The organism is Pseudolabrys sp. FHR47 (genome assembly GCF_005153485.1).
In the GTDB taxonomy this organism is placed as follows: Bacteria; Pseudomonadota; Alphaproteobacteria; order Rhizobiales; family Xanthobacteraceae; genus Pseudolabrys.
The window spans coordinates 2,198,022-2,217,102 of the sequence record NZ_CP039740.1; the positions used below are offsets into that span (position 1 = coordinate 2,198,022).

At 64.9% G+C, this 19,081-nt stretch carries 19 protein-coding genes; 12 read left to right on the forward strand and 7 right to left on the reverse strand.

What is annotated here, in order from left to right; genetic code table 11:
- Nucleotides 1–96: 96 nt before the first annotated feature.
- From E8Q40_RS10840 to E8Q40_RS10855, 4 genes are all read right to left on the reverse strand, one after another.
- Entirely contained in the window at nucleotides 97–669 is a 573-nt protein-coding gene (locus E8Q40_RS10840) for a heme ABC transporter permease (protein ID WP_137044524.1), read from the reverse strand.
- A gap of 2 nt (nucleotides 670–671) precedes the next feature.
- Nucleotides 672–2,099 carry an ethylbenzene dehydrogenase-related protein gene (locus tag E8Q40_RS10845; protein WP_137044526.1) on the reverse strand — a complete coding sequence of 476 codons (1,428 nt, stop codon included), beginning with the start codon at nucleotides 2,097–2,099 and terminating at the stop codon, nucleotides 672–674.
- A gap of 328 nt (nucleotides 2,100–2,427) precedes the next feature.
- Nucleotides 2,428–3,321 (reverse strand): class A beta-lactamase, encoded by an 894-nt coding sequence (gene bla / locus E8Q40_RS10850; RefSeq protein WP_137044527.1) that lies wholly within the window; start codon nucleotides 3,319–3,321, stop codon nucleotides 2,428–2,430.
- Between the two features lie 62 nt (nucleotides 3,322–3,383).
- The gene (locus tag E8Q40_RS10855) at nucleotides 3,384–3,743 is read right to left on the reverse strand and encodes a hypothetical protein (protein ID WP_137044529.1); all 360 of its coding nucleotides are present in this window, start codon (nucleotides 3,741–3,743) and stop codon (nucleotides 3,384–3,386) included.
- Between the two features lie 208 nt (nucleotides 3,744–3,951).
- Between E8Q40_RS10855 and E8Q40_RS10860 the strand changes: the two genes are divergently transcribed.
- The 10 genes from E8Q40_RS10860 to surE all read left to right on the forward strand — a co-directional run bounded on the left by E8Q40_RS10860 (nucleotide 3,952) and on the right by surE (nucleotide 14,477).
- Nucleotides 3,952–5,718 carry an arginine--tRNA ligase gene (locus tag E8Q40_RS10860; RefSeq protein ID WP_137046676.1) on the forward strand — a complete coding sequence of 589 codons (1,767 nt, stop codon included), beginning with the start codon at nucleotides 3,952–3,954 and terminating at the stop codon, nucleotides 5,716–5,718.
- A gap of 95 nt (nucleotides 5,719–5,813) precedes the next feature.
- Nucleotides 5,814–7,268 (forward strand): SPOR domain-containing protein, encoded by a 1,455-nt coding sequence (locus E8Q40_RS10865; RefSeq protein WP_137044530.1) that lies wholly within the window; start codon nucleotides 5,814–5,816, stop codon nucleotides 7,266–7,268.
- A gap of 73 nt (nucleotides 7,269–7,341) precedes the next feature.
- Complete coding sequence (gene nagZ / locus E8Q40_RS10870) at nucleotides 7,342–8,346, forward strand: beta-N-acetylhexosaminidase (RefSeq protein ID WP_137044532.1); 1,005 nt, start codon at nucleotides 7,342–7,344, stop codon at nucleotides 8,344–8,346.
- A gap of 70 nt (nucleotides 8,347–8,416) precedes the next feature.
- Nucleotides 8,417–9,211, forward strand: coding sequence for a ScpA family protein (locus tag E8Q40_RS10875; RefSeq protein ID WP_246663090.1), 795 nt, complete (start codon nucleotides 8,417–8,419; stop codon nucleotides 9,209–9,211).
- 13 nt (nucleotides 9,212–9,224) lie between these two features.
- On the forward strand, nucleotides 9,225–10,022 hold the full coding sequence (gene scpB, locus E8Q40_RS10880) for an SMC-Scp complex subunit ScpB (RefSeq protein WP_137044536.1): 798 nt from the start codon (nucleotides 9,225–9,227) through the stop codon (nucleotides 10,020–10,022).
- A gap of 322 nt (nucleotides 10,023–10,344) precedes the next feature.
- On the forward strand, nucleotides 10,345–10,584 hold the full coding sequence (locus tag E8Q40_RS10885) for a twin-arginine translocase TatA/TatE family subunit (protein WP_137044538.1): 240 nt from the start codon (nucleotides 10,345–10,347) through the stop codon (nucleotides 10,582–10,584).
- A gap of 100 nt (nucleotides 10,585–10,684) precedes the next feature.
- Complete coding sequence (tatB, locus tag E8Q40_RS10890; protein ID WP_137044540.1) at nucleotides 10,685–11,212, forward strand: Sec-independent protein translocase protein TatB; 528 nt, start codon at nucleotides 10,685–10,687, stop codon at nucleotides 11,210–11,212.
- Entirely contained in the window at nucleotides 11,209–12,045 is an 837-nt protein-coding gene (gene tatC, locus E8Q40_RS10895; protein ID WP_137044541.1) for a twin-arginine translocase subunit TatC, read from the forward strand. Before tatB ends, tatC begins: the two co-directional genes overlap by 4 nt.
- Nucleotides 12,046–12,199: 154 nt before the next feature.
- Nucleotides 12,200–13,525 (forward strand): serine--tRNA ligase, encoded by a 1,326-nt coding sequence (gene serS, locus E8Q40_RS10900; RefSeq protein ID WP_137044543.1) that lies wholly within the window; start codon nucleotides 12,200–12,202, stop codon nucleotides 13,523–13,525.
- A gap of 190 nt (nucleotides 13,526–13,715) precedes the next feature.
- A complete protein-coding gene (gene surE / locus E8Q40_RS10910) occupies nucleotides 13,716–14,477 on the forward strand; it encodes a 5'/3'-nucleotidase SurE (protein WP_137044547.1) in 762 nt (253 codons plus the stop codon).
- A gap of 168 nt (nucleotides 14,478–14,645) precedes the next feature.
- Here the strand turns inward: surE and E8Q40_RS10915 are convergent, their stop codons facing one another.
- Nucleotides 14,646–14,954: a response regulator gene (locus E8Q40_RS10915; RefSeq protein WP_137046677.1), complete on the reverse strand. Its 309-nt coding sequence runs from the start codon at nucleotides 14,952–14,954 to the stop codon at nucleotides 14,646–14,648.
- A gap of 192 nt (nucleotides 14,955–15,146) precedes the next feature.
- On the opposite strand from E8Q40_RS10915, the gene E8Q40_RS10920 reads away from it, so the two are divergent.
- Complete coding sequence (locus E8Q40_RS10920; protein WP_137044549.1) at nucleotides 15,147–15,821, forward strand: protein-L-isoaspartate(D-aspartate) O-methyltransferase; 675 nt, start codon at nucleotides 15,147–15,149, stop codon at nucleotides 15,819–15,821.
- Between the two features lie 156 nt (nucleotides 15,822–15,977).
- Nucleotides 15,978–17,366 (forward strand): peptidoglycan DD-metalloendopeptidase family protein, encoded by a 1,389-nt coding sequence (locus tag E8Q40_RS10925; protein WP_137044550.1) that lies wholly within the window; start codon nucleotides 15,978–15,980, stop codon nucleotides 17,364–17,366.
- 7 nt (nucleotides 17,367–17,373) lie between these two features.
- On the opposite strand, the gene E8Q40_RS10930 is transcribed toward E8Q40_RS10925, so the two are convergent.
- Together E8Q40_RS10930 and E8Q40_RS10935 are read right to left on the reverse strand one after the other, a co-directional pair.
- The gene (locus tag E8Q40_RS10930; protein WP_168197802.1) at nucleotides 17,374–17,976 is read right to left on the reverse strand and encodes a TlpA disulfide reductase family protein; all 603 of its coding nucleotides are present in this window, start codon (nucleotides 17,974–17,976) and stop codon (nucleotides 17,374–17,376) included.
- 49 nt (nucleotides 17,977–18,025) lie between these two features.
- Complete coding sequence (locus E8Q40_RS10935) at nucleotides 18,026–18,988, reverse strand: ATP-binding protein (protein WP_137044553.1); 963 nt, start codon at nucleotides 18,986–18,988, stop codon at nucleotides 18,026–18,028.
- Between the last annotated feature and the right edge of the window lie 93 nt (nucleotides 18,989–19,081).

Genomic DNA, 19,081 nt, shown 5'->3' on the forward strand with positions numbered 1-19,081 from the left:
ATCCCGGCTGCCGCCGATCCTTCAACCTGTGACCACCCTGTCCGAGGATCATCTTGGGCTTGAAGGCCAACGGCAGCCGCAGGGATGTGTGCATCGTTAGTTGATTCGAGCGGCCCCGCTCTCATGTTGTCGGGATGCCAACCAGCCGATCGCAATCAGAGCCACAGCCGCCGCGACGATGACGCCGAGTGTCAGGTTCGGAACGTAGAAGGTTCGATGCACCTCCCAGCCGAGCGCCCGGAGCACCGCCGACAGGTCGGTGTAAATGCCGGCGAGGTGGCCGCCGAGCGTGCCGGTAATGCCGAGCAGGGCGCTACCGAGGATGGCCAATCCCGCCATGACCCAGCGTCCCGGGCCATCCCAGATGGCCTCGCCCTGGATCGAGCGCGTCACCAGCAGGAGGGTCCAGTAGGCCACCGTCCAGGCGGCGAGAAGGATGTGGTTGCGGCCCATCGGCGAGGTCGAGATCGCATCCCATGGCCAAACCATCAGCCCGACTGTCACGGCAATAATGCCGGAGGCGAGCCCGACCGAAAGCAGCGGGATCATGGCGCGATCAATGGCCAATGCGACGGGGCCGTTCGACACGGCCCGCCACAGGATAGCCAGCGTTGCGGTCATCCAGAGCGCGATCGGGAAGTGAACGAGCACGACGTGATATGCGGCCATGATCAGGCTCCTTTCGCGCGCTTGAGCGTGGCATTGAGGGCGACAGCAAAGGCGGCAATCAGCAGGACGCCGGCCAGCATGGTCAGCAGCCATTGCCGCCGGATGGCGTCGTTGAACTCCATCTCGACGCCGTAATGCGCAAGCTCGGATTCGCTATGACGGAACTTGACCGGCACGCCGGCCTTCACCTTGTCAGCGCCGGGGTGCTTGGCGCTGTTGACGAGTGCCCAACTGACTTGCCCCGGATAGAACAGGGTCACGGATTTGGCGGGCTGATCCCATTTCGGGGTCTCGCCTTCGAAGCGTACGGCGTTAATGTCGGCATCGCGGCCGAGCCCGACCGTGTAGGGTAACGAAACATAGTGCCAGCGGCCTCCTGTCGCCTGCCGATGCACCGCAAAGGCGACATGATAGACACCGCGGTCGACCATGATTTTGTCTTCAAGAGGATTGCCGGTGTCCATCTTGCGCGACAGCGTCACGTCCCAGAAGCCGTCAGCCCAGCGAGCCTTGCCAAGCACTTTGATATCGGCCCGCGAGCCATCCGCCGGCCGGACAATTCGGCGAGGCAATGTATCGCCTTCCCGCCATGCCGCGCTGGGGTCGAACGGCGCCGCGATATCTTCTCGCAGCGCATAGGTACTATCCTGGGTAATTTTGCCGGACTTGATGTCGTCCCACTTCAGCGCGGCAGAGCCGGCTTTGGTGGCGTCAAACATGAGCCGCGGCTGTTTCTTACCGCCGTCCCAGTTGGTGGCGTACATACTCTTGCCGGTATCGCTTAGGCGGGCTTCGGCGACCAGTTGATCGTCGGACAGGTTGACCGGATTGGAGCGGTTGGCGCGCCAATGCCAAAGATCGATGAAGTAGCCGGCAGCGCGCTGCGCTTTCAGTTCGTCTTCGGGAACGACCGACGACCAGTCGTTGATGTCCTTGCGGGTGGCCGGGAGATACTTGGTCGCTTCGTCCTGCTTCAGTTTGGCGCCGAGATAGGGATGGGCGGCGACTTCCTTGCCGCTAACCTCGTCGCTGAAGCCGGTGAGCCGACGGCCGACCGTAATATAGCCGCCGTAGCGCGAAAACTCTGGCACGCTACCGTCATCGACCATCATCACCACGCGGTCTTCGTGCAGGCCGTCCGGCTGGGAGCCTGGAACGGCGGAGCCCTTCACGACCCACTTCCCGCCTTCGAAGCGCAGCACATCATGGAAGATGCCCGCTTTCGGTGATGGCCATCGATAGCGGAAAACGATCTCGCGCCCGTTGTAGGCGGCCTGCACCTGCAGCGGAACGGTCAGCGGCGAAGGAATGGCCAGATGGTGACTGGCATCGTTGCGCACAACGCCAACACCCTGGGTGAAAAAAGAAACGCCGAGCGCACCGACAAATACCAAAATCGCCAAATAAAGCAGGTTTCGCCGATTGAGCATTTCTTCCTCCTCTTCCGACGCGGTCGTTTGAACGCGTGGCAGCAACTTGTTATTGCGATTTATTAGTTAGTTGATAACTCCCATGCGGGATTGCGCCTTGATCTTGGTCAATCGTCTTTGGATTGCAGTCCGGGTGATGGCGCGAGTGCGAAAGCGAAGCCGCGTCGCTGGACCGACGCCTAGTCGTGTCCGTGCCGCGCTACCTCACTTGCGACATCGAATTGCCCTGGCCGCAAAGGCACCGCGCATTCTTCCGGAAATAAAACACCCCCGAGTTGGTCGGGGGTGAACCGGTTTCGACGATGCTGCTCCGCGATGAGCGGCGCGATCAGGAGCGCACCACAATGTCGGCGATGATCCGGCCGACCTCCGTATGCACGGCATCGAGTTCTTCCGCCGGCGCGCTCGAACCGGTCAAATACACCGAAGCAAACAAGGTCGCCCGGTTTCCCGGGCGGATGACGGCGACGACATTCGCGCTGCCATTGGCGCCGCTGCCCGTCTTGTCGCCGACCACCCAGCCATTCGGCAGTCCGGCGCGCACCCGCTTGAGCCCGGTCTTCGACGCCACCATCCAGTTCTCGAGCATTTGCTGCGAGGCCGCTCCCAGGGCGTTGCCGGAGAGGAGGCGGGGCATGTCCTCGCCGATAGCCTGTGGCGTCGTGGTGTCGCGAGGGTCGCCGGGAATGGCGGAGTTGAGGTCGGGCTCGTTGCGGTCGAGCCGCGTGTCCTGATCGCCGATCGAACGGGCGAAGGCGGTGACCGCCTGCGGACCGCCGATATTGCGCAGAATGACATTGGCGGCGGTGTTGTCGCTGACGGTGACGATGGCGGCGCACAATTCGGCCAGAGGCAGGCCGCCTTTGGCGACATTGGCTTTGGCGACGGGTGCGTAGCTCAACAGATCGGCCTCGCCGAAGTTGAGGATTTGATCGAGTGACATCTGGCCTTGGTCGACGCGCTTGAGCGCCGCGGCAGCGAGCAGAAACTTGAAGGTGCTGCACATTGGAAAGCGCTCGTCGGCGCGGTGCGCCACCAGCACCCGGCCGGTAATGTCGCGCAGATAGACGCCGACGCGGCCGCCGATTTTTTTCTCCAGCGCGGCCACACGCTGCGCTGGCGGATCGAGTGCCAGGGCCGGGGTGGCGAGGCTGAGGAGCGGGAGTGAGGAGAGGCCGACAACCGCCTGGCGGCGGGAAAGACGAGAAAAGCCGTCGGTCATGGCAGGGCATTCCAGAATTGGGGACGGAACGAACGAATCTCCGATAATCTATAAGTTCACGCCTATATCATGACTTCGCTTTGACTCGCCCGCCGAAATCCCTTACCCGCAGCGACCATCATGGCCCATAAAAGATCGAATAAATCCAAAGCCGCGACCGCGGCGCGGTCCAAGGCGAGCTCCAAGGCACGCTCCAAGGCACGCTCGAAGTCAAAAGCTTCGCCGGCGCGGGCCAAAAAGGCGCGCAAGACGAGCCTGAAAAAGGCCGCGTCCGCCAAGCGGAAATCCAAGACGAAGACCAAGGTCAAGTCGGTCCCGGCGGAAGCCAAAGCGGGCACTAAACGTGCTGCAACCGCGAAGAAAGCGGCGAAGAAATCGACGCGTCGCGGCAGCGTCAAAACCGCGAGCAAGGTGACGAGCAAGACGGCCGACAAGGCCTTGAAGGCTGGTGGCACCGCGCTCAAGTCCTCGATGCAGAAGCCTTCTCCAACTCCGATCAAGACGGCCAAGCCGAACACAAAGGCGATCGAGTTGGCACAGATCGCGGCGCGGCCAGCGGAGCAGCCATTAATCGCAGCGCCGCCGGAGACCCTCGCGCTGAGGGCGCCGACCCAGCATCTTTTCGCCGACATGCTTGCCCGCGTTCACGCGGCTGCGGTCGCCGTGCTTGGGCCGCAGGCGGACCTGTCGCGTATCGTCGTCGAGCCGCCGCGCGATGCCTCGCATGGCGACATGGCGACCAATGCCGCGATGGTACTGGCCAAGGACGCCGGGCAGAAGCCGCGCGATCTCGCCGACGCCATCGCCGCGAAGCTGCGCGAAGACGCGAAGATCGAGAAAGTCGATATTGCCGGCCCCGGCTTCATCAACCTCACCTTGAAGGGCGAGGTCTGGCCGGACGCTCTGCGCGCCGTGCTGGAGCAGGGCAAGGGCTATGGCCGCAGCACCATCGGCGCCGGCCGCAAGGTCAATGTCGAATACGTCTCCGCCAATCCGACCGGGCCGCTGCATGTCGGCCATGGTCGCGGCGCCGTGTTCGGCGATGCGCTGGCGAGCCTGCTCGCCGCAGCCGGCTACAGCGTGACGCGCGAATATTACATCAACGATGCCGGCGCTCAGGTCGATGTGCTCGCGCGCTCGGCTTTCCTGCGCTACCGCGAAGCGCTTGGCGAGGATATCGGCGAAATTCCGGAAGGGCTTTATCCGGGCGATTATCTGAAGGAATGCGGCCAGGAACTCGTCAACGACTACGAGGACCGGCTGACGCAGATGCCGGAAGCCGAATGGCTGCCGATCGTGCGCCTGCGCGCCACCGACATGATGATGGCCGAAATCCGCAACGACCTGGCGCGCCTGCGCATTGTGCCGGAAGTGTTCTTCTCGGAACGGTCGCTGATCGAAGGCGAATTACCCGATCCCTTCTCCAAGGAACCGCCAAAGCCGCCGGTCAATATCGTTGCCGAAACCATCACGGCGCTGCGTCAGGCCGGTCACATCTATGACGGCCGTCTGCCGCCGCCCAAGAGTGGCAACCTCGAGGATTGGGAAGACCGCGAGCAGACGCTGTTCCGCTCGACCGAATTTGGCGACGACGTCGATCGTCCGCTGATGAAGTCGGACGGCAGCTACACCTATTTCGCGACCGACATCGCCTATCACAAATCGAAATTCGATCGCGGCTTTGCCGACATGATCGACGTGTGGGGCGCCGATCACGGCGGCTACGTCAAACGCATGCAGGCGGCGGTGAAGGCGGTCAGCGGCGGCAAGGCGAGCCTGGACATCAAGCTGGTTCAGCTCGTGCGTCTGTTGCGCAATGGCGAGCCGGTGAAGATGTCGAAACGCGCCGGCGACTACATCACCTTGCGCGAAGTGGTCGATGAGGTCGGCAAGGATGCCGTTCGCTTCGACATGCTCTATCGCAAGAATGACGCGGTGCTCGATTTCGATCTCGCCAAGGTGATCGAGCAGAGCCGCGAAAATCCGGTGTTCTACGTCCAGTACGGCCATGCCCGCGGCAAGTCGATCTTCCGCACGGCCGCCGAGCAGGGCATGCTGCCCGCCGATCCGGAAGCACTGAAACAGGCCGATCTCACCCGCCTGACCGATCCCGGGGAACTCACGATCATCCGCAAGCTGGCGCTCTATCCACGCATGCTGGAGGCCGCGGCGCTGGCCCACGAGCCGCACCGGATCGCCTTCTATCTCTATGAACTGGCGAGCGAATTCCACGCCCAATGGACCCGGGGAGGCAAGGAATCGCCGCATTTACGGTTCATTATGCAAGATGATCCACAAACGACCCTGGCGCGGCTTGCCCTGGTGCAGGGCATTGTGACCGTGCTGGCGTCCGGCCTCGACCTGCTCGGGGTCGAAGCGCCTGAGGAAATGCGGTAGGCTTGATAGGCCACCGGAGCGCATGACGCGTCCCTCGACGGGGAAGGGACGCGTAGGGGCCTTGCGCATTTTGTAAACTCGGTACCGGGGACGCCATGGCGGACGACCACAATCAGCGCGCTTATCGCGGGAGCGACCTCTCCTCGCGCGGTGCCGCTGCGGGCAGCGGCACCTCCGGCAACGATCCGCTGGCGGAACTCGCGCGCCTGATCGGACAGACCGATCCCTTCGCCGAATACGGCCGCAACAACGCCCACCGCACCGCGACCGTGCCCGGTCAGCAGGCGCCGGCGGCGTGGCCGGACGAGACCCCCGCTTACCCCGCTGAACAGCCGGCCTTGCCCGAACCGAACGCCTACGCCGATCGCTCTCATGGCAATGGCGGCTTCTCCCGGCAGACCTATGGCGGCACGCCGTTGCCGGCCGATTCATCGCAGCTTTATCCGGTCGATGCCCATGCGCCGGGCTACGCCTCGCAGGGCTACGAAGCCGATCCTTATGCGAACGGCGTGGCGGGTGCCTATGACCAGGCTTTCCCGCCATCGCAGGAGCCGCTGCACGACGTGCATCAGCAGTTCGGTCCGGCGCCGACCGATGATTACTACGACGACGTTGCGCCGAACCGGCGCCGCATCAGCGTTCTGGCGATCGCCGGCGTATTTGCTCTGGCTGTGCTCGGCACGGCGGGCGCGCTGGGCTATCGCGCAGTGTTCGGACCGTCGTCGGTGCCGAGCACGCCGCCTGTGATCAAGGCCGACGCCACGCCCAGCAAGGTCGTGCCGGCGACGACGAGCAAGGAGCCGGGCAAGGTCACCGACCGCGTCGGCGGTAATGGCCAGATCGAGCGTCTGTTGTCGCGCGAAGAGCAGCCGGTGCCCGTCACCACGACGCCCAATCCATCGCCGTCGGGCAGTTCGCCGAACGCCGGTGCACCGGCCATGGGCAGTGGCGTCGTCGGCGATCCGAAGAAAATCCGCACGATCCAGATCCGTCCGGACCAGTCGGCCGACAGCACCAGCGCGGCGCCCGCGGCGCCGGAACCCGCGCCGTCGGCGGCACAGCCGCCGGTGCGCGTTGTCAACGCAGCGCCGGCCGCTCAGGCGCCGCGGGTCGCTCCTCAGCCCGCGCCCGAACCGCCGCGTAACGTGACGCCGCAGGCGGCTGCTCCGGCGCCCCAGCCGGTCGCACAGCCCTCCAATGCACCGCTGTCGCTCAATCCCAATGCCCAGCCGGCGCGGCCTGCCGCGCCCGCCCGCGTGGCCGCGCAAGCCCCGGCTCCGGCACCGCAGGCGACTGCCACGGCTGGCGGCTATGCCGTGCAGGTTTCCGCCCAGCGCAGCGAGGCCGAAGCGCAGGCCGCCTTCCAGTCGCTGCAGGGCAAGTTCCCCAACCAGCTCGGTGGCCGCGTGCCCTTCATCAAGCGCGTCGATCTTGGCGACAAGGGCATCTACTACCGCGCGCTGGTGCCGGTGGGGACGTCGGGCGAGGCGAGCGAACTGTGCTCCAGCCTGAAGGCCGCGGGCGGTTCCTGCCTCATCCAGCGCAATTAAGCGCCGGATTCACGCGCTTTCGCCATCAACAGGCTTGCTTGCTCCCTCCGGCAGTGCGGGTTAAGCCGCCGCTATGGCTTCCCGCGCCTTTATCACCGGCCTGTCCGGCCTGACGATCACGCCGTCTGAGCGCGCCTTTCTGCGCGAGGCGCAGCCGTGGGGCCTCATCATCTTCAAGAGGAACATCAGCGATCCGGCTCAGATTGCTGGTCTGGCACGTGATTTTCGCGATGCGGTCGGCTGGGAAGCGCCGATCCTGGTCGATCAGGAAGGCGGCCGCGTGCAGCGCCTTGGCCCGCCGCACTGGCCGGCCTATCCGCCGGGCGCCGTATTCAGCGCGCTCTACGACCAGAACCCCGCGCAAGGCATCGCCGCCGCCCGCATGGGCGCGCATCTGATCGCCGCCGACCTCAAGGCGCTCGGCATCGACGTCGATTGTCTGCCGCTCGCGGACGTTCCGGTGTCCGAGGCCGATCCCATAATCGGCGACCGCGCTTACGGCACCGAGCCGGCCAAGGTCGCGGCGATCGCCGGCGCTGTCGCGGCGGGCTTGCTCGCCGGCGGCGTGCTGCCGGTGCTGAAGCACCTTCCGGGGCATGGCCGGGCCCGCGCCGACAGCCACAAGGAACTCCCGGTCGTCGACACCGACCGCGCCACTTTGGAACAAACCGATTTTGCCGCCTTCCAGCCGCTCAAGGACCTGCCGCTCGGCATGACGGCGCATGTTGTGTTCAGCGCCATCGATGCCCATGCCCCGGCCACAACTTCCGTCACAATGGTGCGCGAGGTGATTCGCGGCTTCATCGGCTTCTCCGGCTTGTTGATGAGCGACGATGTGTCAATGGGCGCTTTGTCGGGGACAATTGCCGAGCGCAGTCAGGCGGCGCTCGCAGCGGGCTGCGATGTCGTGCTTCATTGCAACGGCGATCTTGCCGAAATGAGCGAGGTCGCCGGCGTCGCGCCCGAGCTTTCCGGCGCGGCCGCGGAGCGCGCAAGCCGCGCGCTGTCGATGCGGTCGCAAGGCGAGACGTTCGACGTCGCGGAGGCGCGGCGGATTTTCAATGCGATGGTGGCTTAGGCTCCACCATCAGTGAAGGATGAACAGGCTCATGGCGCCTGAGGATTTCGACAACAAACTCGCGGCCGAGATGGAAGCGGATCGCGGCGTCACCGATCCGGAAATGATCGTCGACGTCGAGGGCTTCGAAGGTCCGCTCGATCTTCTGCTCACGCTCGCGCGCCAGCAGAAGGTCGATCTGCACAAGATCTCCATTCTCGCGCTCGCCGACCAGTATCTGATGTTCATCGAGCAGGCGCGCAAAGTGCGCCTCGAACTCGCCGCCGATTATCTCGTGATGGCGGCGTGGCTCGCTTATCTCAAATCGCGCCTGTTGCTGCCGGAAGCGGCGCCGGGAGAGGGGCCGTCCGCCGAAGACATGGCGCTGGCGCTCGCCAACCGTCTGCGCCGCCTCGAAGCGATCCGCGAATTCGCCAGCCGCATGATGGACCGCCCGCAGCTTGGCCGCGACGTGTTCGAGCGCGGGATGCCCGAGCCGATCGCCGAGATCAAGAAGCCGGAATATACCGCGACGCTCTACGATCTTCTGTCCGCCTATGCGGTGCAGCGTCAGCGCACGACCTTGTCGCGCGTACGCTTCAAGAAGCGCACGGTGTGGTCGCTGGCCGAAGCGCGCGAGACGCTGGAGCGCATGATCGGCCAGTCGAGCGACTGGTCGCGCATCGACGCCTTCCTCATTCAGTACGTGGTCGAGCCGGCGCTGGCCGCCACCGTGTTCGCGTCGTCCTTTGCCTCGGCGCTCGAACTCGTGCGCGACGGCCGCGCCGAAATCCATCAGAAGGATGCGTTCTCGCCGATCTACATGCGCAAGCGTGTGAGCGCGAACGGATTCGCATCGTCGCATGACGCACAAGAAACCGCATAAGGAGACGGAATCCATGTCCAGCGCGGCCAAGAAGCTCGTGATCGTGTCGAACGACGAGCCGGCAACCGCTGCCGTCCAGTTTGAACAAAGCGTGGAAGAGACGATCGTCGTCGAGGTTGAGGCCGAGGCCGCCGAGCCGGCGCAGCGCCCGGACGAGCTGCGTCTGCTCGAAGCGCTGTTGTTCGCCGCGTCCGAGCCGCTCGACGAGCCGACCTTGGTGCGCGCATTGCCCGACGGTGTCGATGTGAAGGCCGCGCTTGCCGCCCTGCAGGCCGAGTACGCGCCGCGCGGCGTCAACCTCGTGCGCATCGGCAAGAAGTGGACCTTCCGCACCGCGTCCGATTTGTCGTGGCTGCTCACCAAGGAAACCGTCGAGCAGCGCAAATTGTCGCGCGCCGCCATCGAGACCTTGGCGATCATCGCCTATCACCAGCCGGTGACCCGCGCCGAGATCGAGGAAATCCGCGGCGTTGCCACCGCCGCCGGCACGCTCGACGTCCTGCTCAAGACCGGCTGGATTCGCCCGCGCGGCCGCCGCAAGGTGCCGGGCCGTCCGATCACCTACGGCACCAACGAGGCGTTCCTGTCGCATTTCGGCCTGGAGGAGGTCAGCGATCTGCCCGGCCTCGACGAGCTCAAGGGCGCCGGCCTGATCGAAGGCGCGATGCCGCCGGGCTTCTCGGTGCCGATGCCGTCCGACGACGCCACCTTGCGCGATGATGAGGACCCGCTCGAACCGGGCGACCTCGATCTGGGTCTCGCGCCCGCGCCGGAGGCTTCGGCGGAGCCGGAAGCCGAACCTGAAAAATAAGCTGAGGCATTCCCTCGAAACACCGTTCGTCCCCGCGCATAGCCGTTCGAAGAACGGCGTTCTTTCAGGACGCCTATGGCGGGGACCCAGAACGGCATGAGTTTGGGGCACTGGGTCCCCGCTTTCGCGGGGACGAACGGAGAAATTGCAGTCGAAAGAGCCAAATCCCTTTGGCCGAGTGGCGCTGCCACCGCGTCTTTCTGCCCTTAACCAATCCCCGTTAACTCCTTGTTTTTGCCGCTTCCGCAGCCTAGTTTCTGACCGAAACACAAGGCGGGACGAGCCTTCAGGGCCAACGCCGTCGCCGCGGAGGGATTAGGTCATGGGTTCGTTTAGCGTCTGGCACTGGCTCATCGTTGCCGTCGTCGTGCTGCTGCTGTTCGGCGGCCGCGGCAAGATTTCCGGCCTGATGGGCGACTTCGCCCAGGGCATCAAGGCCTTCAAGAAGGGCATGGCCGAGGACGACAAGGCCGACGCCAAGCCGGCCGAACCGGTCAAGTCGCTCGAGGCGGGCGCCCAGAAGACCGACGCCGAACGCCGCGCCGAGGGCGCGCGCTCCTGACGCGTTTTCGCCGGACGGCATGTCGCTCTGGATCGCACCTCGCGCTAGAAGACAGGCCGTGCCGGTCACATCGCCGGGGCGAATTCGGGACGTCTAAGTCATGTTCAATTTCGGTTGGGGCGAGATCGTCCTCATCGGTATCGTCGCGCTGATCGCGATCGGGCCGAAGGAACTGCCCACCGTGCTGCGCTCGGTCGGCCAGATGATGGCCAAGGTCCGGCGCATGGCGGCCGAATTCCAGGGCCAGTTCCAGGAAGCCCTGCGCGAAGCTGAAGTCGCCGACCTGAAGAAACAGGCTGAGGACCTGACCTCGAGCGTGAAGGAGCAGGTCACCGACTTCACCAAAATCGATCCGCTCGCCGACACCAAGAAACAAATCGAGAGCGCCTTCGACGCACCGGCCGCGACTGCGTCCGATAGCACGCCAGCCGCCGCGCCGGTGACGCCGGTGGAGTCGAGTGAAGCATTGCCGCCGCCGGCCGAGCAGACGGCCGATCTGGCGAAACTCGACATTCCCGAGCCTGAGCCGCTGCCGCCGGTGCGCACCGAAGACTTCCTGCCCAAAGAAGATATCAAGACCGCCGAGGCCGACGCGCCCGCCGACAAGAAGGCCGGAGGCGCCGCGTGAGCCAGGACGACATCGAGGCCAGCAAGGCGCCGTTGATGGATCACCTGATCGAGCTGCGTTCGCGGCTCATCAAGGCGATGATCGCCTTCGGCCTGATGTTCGCTTTGTGCTTCATATTCGCGAAAGACATCTACAACGTGCTGGTGTGGCCCTTCGTCTGGGTCGCCGGCGCGGAGAATTCCAAGTTCATCTACACCGCGCTGCTCGAATATTTCATCACCCAGCTCAAGCTCGCGATGTTCGGCGCCGCCTTCCTGTCGTTTCCGGTGGTGGCGGGGCAGGTCTACATGTTCGTTGCGCCAGGCCTCTACAAGCATGAGCGCCGGGCTTTCCTGCCGTATCTCGTGGCGACGCCGTTCTTCTTCGCGCTCGGCACGGCGGTGGTCTATTTCGTCGTGCTGCCGATGCTGATCCGCTTCTCGCTCGGCATGCAGCAATCGGGCGAGGGCGAAGCCTCGATCGCGCTGTTGCCCAAGGTCGGCGAATACCTGTCGCTGATGATGACTTTGGTGCTCGCCTTCGGCGCGGCGTTCCAGTTGCCGGTCATCCTCACGCTGCTCGGCCGCATCGGCATCATCACGTCGCAGACGCTCAAGGAGAAGCGTCGCTATTTCATCGTCGCCGCCTTTGTCATCGCCGCGGTGCTGACGCCGCCGGACGTGATCAGCCAGCTCTCGCTCGCGATCCCGCTGCTTATTCTCTACGAGGGCTCGATCTGGTCGGTGCGCATCGTCGAGAAGAAGGCGAGCGCCGAAGCCGCGGCCAAGGAAAATGCCCAGGCCGAGGCTGACGCCGAAGCCGCCGCCAAGGTCGGCGCCGCCGGCCCGGATTGAGGCACTTGGTCGTCCTCGCGAAGGCGGGGACCCATACGCTGTGTGCTCTCGATAGACCCGTGGCTATGGGTCCCGGGTCTCGCTTCGCTCGCCCGGGACGACAGGTATAAACCCCGTCTTTCCCGCCTCACAAAATCCGACTAGAACGCCGCCCATGTATGACATTCGATGGATTCGCGAGAACCCCGAGGCTTTCGACCGCGGCCTGAAACGGCGCGGGCTGGAGCCTCTTTCGGCCAAACTGCTGGCGCTCGACGAGAAGCGCCGCGCCGCCATTTCGGCTTCGGAGCAGGCGCAGGCGCGCCGCAACGCCGCGTCCAAGGAAATCGGCCAGGCCAAGGCGAAGAAGGACGAGGCCGCCGCGCAGGCTTTGATGGCCGAGGTCGCGACGCTGAAAGAGACCATGCCGGCGCTCGAGGCCGAGGCGAAGAAGTTCGCCGAGGACCTCGACAAGGAACTGGCGCAAATCCCGAACCTGCCGAATGACGACGTGCCGGACGGCAAGGACGAGCACGACAATGTCGAGAAGTCGGTGAGCGGCGCCAAGCGCAATTACGCCTTCACGCCGAAGCAGCATTTCGAACTTGGCGAAGACTTGAAGCAGATGGATTTCGAAACCGCCGCCAAACTGTCCGGCGCGCGTTTCGTCGTGTTGCAGAAGGGCCTCGCACGCCTTGAGCGCGCTCTAGGCCAGTTCTTTCTCGATACGCATGTCGACGAGCACGGCTACACCGAAGTCAATCCGCCGCTGCTCGTCAAAGACGATGTGATGTTCGGCACGGCGCAACTGCCGAAGTTCGAGGACGACCAGTTCTGGGCCGTCAGTGGCGATGTGTTCGCGAACAACGCTGCGGCTTCGGATATGAAGGGCGCGCGCTGGGGCATGATCCCCACCGCCGAAGTCCCTCTGACCAATCTCGTCCGCGAAGCCATCGTCGCCGAGGACGAATTGCCGATGCGGCTCACGGCCTGCACGCCGTGTTTCCGCGCCGAAGCCGGCGCGGCGGGGCGCGACACGCGCGGCATGATCCGCCAGCACCAGTTCACTAAGGTGGAGCTCGTCTCCATCACCACGCCGGAGAAATCGAAGGAAGAGCATGAGCGCATGCTCGCCTGTGCCGAGGCGGTGCTCAAGAAGCTCGATCTGCACTACCGCGTCATCACGCTTTGCACCGGCGACATGGGCTTTGCCTCGCAGAAGACCTATGACATCGAGGTCTGGCTGCCGGGGCAGAACATGTATCGCGAAATCTCTTCCTGTTCGGTGTGTGGCGATTTTCAGGCGCGGCGCATGAATGCGCGCTTCCGCGATAAAGAGAACAAGGTGCGCCACGTCCACACGCTCAACGGCTCGGGCGTCGCCGTCGGCCGCGCGCTCATCGCTGTGATGGAAACCTATCAGCAGGACGGCGGCGCGATCGCCGTGCCGGACGTGCTCAAGCCGTATATGGGCGGCGTGAATGTGATTGAGAAGAAGTGATGCGTCTGACGATGTGCAAGTCCGTCCCACGCGCGCTCTCTTCTCCCTCCCCCCTTGTGGGGGAGGGTTGGGGAGGGGGGTGGTTGCGAGGTCATCATCTTGCGAAATGTTCGCTGACGACATCGACCCCCACCCCTAACCCCTCCCCACAAGGGGGAGGGGAACAGGCTGCGGCGTGGGGCGAACACTAATGCGCATTCTCATCACCAATGACGACGGCGTTCACGCGCCTGGTCTCGTGGCCTGCGAGAAGATCGCGCGCGCGATTTCCGACGATGTGTGGATCGTGGCGCCGGAAACCGACCAGTCCGGCGTGTCGCATTCGCTGTCGCTGAACGATCCCTTGCGCTTGCGCGAAGTCGGCGAGCGGCATTTCGCGGTCAAGGGCACGCCGACCGATTGCGTCATCATGGGCGTGCGCCACATCATGCCCGACAAGCCGGATCTTGTGATCTCCGGCGTCAACCGCGGCCGCAACGTCGCCGAGGACGTTCTGTATTCCGGCACGGTGGCCGGCGCCAAGGAAGCGACGGTGCTCGGCATTCCGTCCTTCGCGCTGTCGCAGGCTTATGCCTTTACCACCAAGCATCTGCCGTACTGGCAGACCGGCATCGCGCACGGGCCGGCGCTGATGCAGAAGATCTTGAAGGAGGGCATGCCGAAGGATGTCCTCGTCAACATCAACTTCCCGGACTGTTTGCCGGAAGAGGTCGAAGGCGTGGCGGTGTCGACGCAGGGCAAGCGCGACGCCGAGTTTCTCAAGATCGACGCGCGCCATGACGGCCGCGGCAATCCGTATTACTGGATCGCCATCGCACGCGGCATCAAGCCGGCTGCGCCGCCGGGCAGCGATCTTGCCGCGCTCGACAATAAAAAGATTTCAGTGACGCCGCTGCGGCTCGATCTCACCGACGAGCCGTTCATGACCAAGCTGGCGCAGGTGTTGGCTTGAGCTTGTCCTTGCGGCGCGATCTCATTCCGTCATCGCCCGCGAAGGCGGGCGATCCAGCGCTTCATTTGCTGGAATCCGTAGCCCGGATGAGCGCAGCGAAATCCGGGACAGCCGCTGATCGTTCCCGGGTTACGCTTCGCTTCACCCGGGCTACAAGCAAGTAGCGTCTCACACCGTCTGCAGCAGAGCCTTCAGCGCCGCTTCGAGCTGCGCGCCCTGGAACGGCTTCTGCAAAGTCGGGCGGCCGCGGAACTGTTCGGGCAGGGCGGCGTGGCCGTAGCCGCTGGCGAAGACGAAGGGCACACCGCGCTCGGCGAGAATTTCAGCGACCGGGAAGATCTCCTGGCCTTCGAGATTGACGTCGAGAATGGCCGCGTCGAAGCCGCCGGCGGCGGCGAGCTTCCTGGCCGTCTCGACCGAGGCGGCGGTCGCCGCGACCTCATGACCGAGGTCGGCGAGCATGTCCTCGAGCAGCATGCGGATGAGGGACTCGTCCTCGACCACCAGAATGCGGGCCGGCGTTGCCGGTTTATGTTCGGCCCGTTTTTGCTCTGCCAATCTTTCGTCCGCCAATCTTTCTTCCCCCTCTGCTGTGGCCGTCAGAATGCTTGACGAAGATCAAGGCAATGATTGGTGCCCGACCTACGCAAATGTTAGCATGATCGCGGCATGATGACAGATGGAACCAGCACTCAGGCCGACATCGACCGCGTCAATTTCCTCCTGACGCTGCGCCGGCGCGGCATTTCGGATCAGGCCGTGCTGCGCGCGATGGGCGAGGTGCCGCGGACCGCCTTCGTGTCCGCCGACCTTGCCACCAGCGCCTATGCCGATCAGGCGCTGCCGATCGAATGCGGGCAGACCATCAGCCAGCCTTACGTTGTCGCCTACATGACCGAGCAACTGGGCGTGAAGCCGCAGCATCGCGTGCTCGAGATCGGCACCGGCTCGGGCTACCAGGCGGCGGTGCTGTCGAAACTGGCGGCCGAGGTGGTCAGCATCGAGCGCTATCGCACGCTCGCCGACCAGGCGCGGCGGCGGTTGAACGCGGCCGGCTGCGGCAATGTCGAGGTGATCGTCGGCGACGGCTTCGAGGGCTGCCCGGACCGGGCGCCGTTCGACCGCATCATCGTCACCGCGGCGGCGGAGGAGGTGCCGGCGGCGTTGGCCGACCAATTGGCCGATGGCGGTGTGATGATTTTGCCACTGGGGCCGCAAAACGGGCCGCAGCATCTCGTCAGGATTACCAAATCGCAAACGCCGGAAGGGACGCGGCTTGCCGAGGACAGACTGATCCCGGTGCGCTTTGTGCCGATGTTGCGTGGTAAAGCGCGCGAATTGTAGTTAACGGCGCCGCCGGATTTGCTTGCCGGGCACGCTCAGTACTTCCCGATTCCTCGATTTTGCGCTCGGGCGGCCATTCCACAACCTTAAAGCCTTATTTACTCGGTGCTGCTTTATTTAAAACTCAAGCGATTTTGTGCCTGAGTGAGTAACCCTATGTCACGTGTTGCTGTGTCAGTTTCTTCGCGCGTTTGGCCGCGCGTCGCTACCGTCGCCGCGCTCGGTATTGCGCTGGCGGGTTGCTCCAACTCCAGCCGCTTCGACAGCCCGTATCCAACGGCCTCGCGTCAGAGCAGCATGCCGCCGCGCGGCGAGGTGACCGGTTCCATCGCGCGTCCGCCCGCGCCGACCGCGCGTGTGACCTCGCAGCCGCTGCCGACTCCGCCGCAGACCGTCGCGGCGGGCAACACCTCCTACGGATCGCAGCCGGTCCAGCGTTACGGCGATATCACCGGCAGCGTTTCGCAGCAGCCGGCGGGTCACTGGACCTGGGACGGCGGTCATCCGGTCACCGTCGGCAATGGCGAAACCGTCGACATGATCGCGCGCCGTCAGGGCGTGCCGGTGTCGGCCATTCTCCAGACCAACGGCATTGCCAATGCGTCGCAGGTCCGTCCTGGTCAGCGTCTTGTCATTCCGCGCTATGTCGCGGGCTCCGCGCCGGCGCAGCCCGCGCCGCAGGTGGCAGCTCCGTCTTACACGCCGGCTCCCGCTCCGGCGCCTGTCGCGCATGCGGCGCCTGTCGCGGGCGAAAACGTTCACGTCGTTGCGCCCGGCGAAAGCCTGATTGGGCTGTCGCGTCGCTACGGCATCACGCTCGCCGCGCTGGCGCGTCACAACGGCATCTCACCTTATACGCGGGTCAGTGTCGGCGACCGTATCAAGGTGCCGGGCACCAGCCGCCAGGCTATGGCACAACAGCCCAAGCAGACCGCGCCGCTGCCGCAACGCTATGCCGCCGCCGCGCCGGCGCCGCAGGTGACGCGGCCGCAGACCACCGCTCCGCAGGCGGCGAGCTGGCCGAACAACGCGCCGAGCCAGCCGCGCACCATCCCGATTGACCGCGCGCCCGCCGCCGAGCCGACGCAGAGCGTGCGCATGGTCAGCCAGGAAATGCCCAAGGCCGAACCGGTGCCGGAGAAGGCCGCCGAGCCCGCCGGCAGCTTGCAGTCATTCCGCTGGCCGGTGCATGGCCGCGTGATCGCCGGCTTCGGCTCCAAGCCGAACGGCACGCAGAACGACGGCATCAATATCGCCGTGCCCGAAGGCACGCAGGTGAAAGCCGCGGACGACGGCGTCGTCGCCTATGCCGGCAACGAGCTCAAGGGTTACGGCAACCTCGTGCTGGTCCGCCATGCCAACGGCTATGTGTCGGCCTACGCCAATGCCAGCGAGCTGCTGGTCAAGCGCGGCGACACGATCAAGCGCGGGCAGGTGATCGCGCTGTCCGGTCAGACCGGCAACGTGACCTCGCCGCAGCTGCACTTCGAGATCCGCAAGGGCTCGACGCCGGTCGATCCGACCAAGTATCTCGCCAGCAATTAGCGCTGCTCTAGGCAGCCGCGTAGTAAGCCAGTAGTTGCTGCGCGTCTGGGGCGAGCCAATCCGCCACGCCGGCCATGTAGCCGGCAATCCGCCCCGACGGTGTGATGAGATAAGTCAGCGGCATGCCGTAAATCAGAAGCGGCGCCGCGCCTTTGGCGGCATTGCCGGCGAGCCTGCCGTCCTGGTCGAGATAGACCGGAAGCGCGCGGACCGACAGCTTCTCCAGATAGGACTTCACGTGCTCACGGCCGTCCGTGTCGACAGACACGGCGGCGATCTCGACCTGTCGGCCACCGGTCTTGTGAAAGCGCTCGAGCAGCGGCAGGTCGACGCGGCAGGCATCGCACCAGCTCGCCCAGATGTTGATGAGCAGCACCTTGCCGGGAACCGGAGCGACCTGCGCCGGGCGTCCGTTGATGTCGGCGAGCGTTACGCCCGGCAACTGTTTCGACGGCCGAACGACGGTGAACTGACGCTTTGCCGTCTGAAAGACCGGTGGACGATCGTCGCCTTGAGCGCGGCCGCGCGATCCGAATATCGGCAGCGCGGCGGTGCCGAGAACCGCAGCCAAGGCCGCACGGCGAGACAGGTGGGCGGGGTTATTGTCCATCAATGTCGTGTCTTCCCGCATCATTGCGACACGAACGGGGCGAGGCGCGTTACTCGTTGTCCTTCAGCACCGCGCCCTGACGCCCGGCGATTTCCTGGATGAACTGCCAGGCGACGCGGCCCGAGCGCGAGCCGCGTGTGGTGGCCCATTCCAGAGCCTCGCGCCGCAGTTCGTCCTCGGCCAGTTTCAGGCCGTAGTGATTGACGTAGCCCTGCACCATGGCGAGGAATTCGTCCTGGCTGCAGCGGTGGAAGCCGAGCCACAGGCCGAAGCGATCCGACAGCGACACCTTTTCCTCGACCGCCTCGCCGGGATTGATGCCGGTCGAGCGCTCGTTCTCGATCATGTCGCGCGACAGGAGATGGCGGCGGTTCGATGTCGCGTAGAAGATCACGTTCTCGGGGCGGCCTTCGATGCCGCCGTCGAGCACGGCCTTGAGCGACTTGTAGCTGGTATCCTCGTTGTCGAACGAGAGATCGTCGCAGAACAGCACGAAGCGGTAGGGCGAGGCGCGCGTGATCGCCATCAGGTTTGGCAGCGTCTCGATGTCCTCGCGGTGAATCTCGACCAGCTTCAAGGGCAGCTTGCCGCCGGCTTTGGCCAGCGCGGCGTTGATCGAGGCGTGCGAGGCTTTCACCAGCGAGGATTTGCCCATGCCGCGCGCGCCCCAGAGCAGGGCGTTATTGGCCGGCAGGCCCTTGGCGAAGCGTTCGGTGTTTTCGACGAGCGTGTCGCGGACGCGGTCGATGCCCTTCAGGAGCGACATACCGACGCGGTTGACGTGCGGCACCGGCGAGAGCTGGCCGTCCGGCTGCCAGACGAAAGCGTCGGCGGCCTCAAGGTCGATCGGCTTCCTGGCCGGCGGGGCGAGGCGCTCCAGCGCGTCGGCGATACGGGCGAGCACGACCGGATCGGCGCCGCTCACCGCTTTCGACGGGGCGGCGGATGAGGCTAGTTTTCGCGCGGACGAAGCTCGCGGGGACTTGCTCTTGGAGGTCTTCTTTTTGGCCATGGCGGTGCTTTCGGAACTGACGGGCTGCTGCATAGCGGGCGTAGGCTGGCCGGGCAACCCGAACGGGGCGGAAATGACTGAAAACGGCCAAGA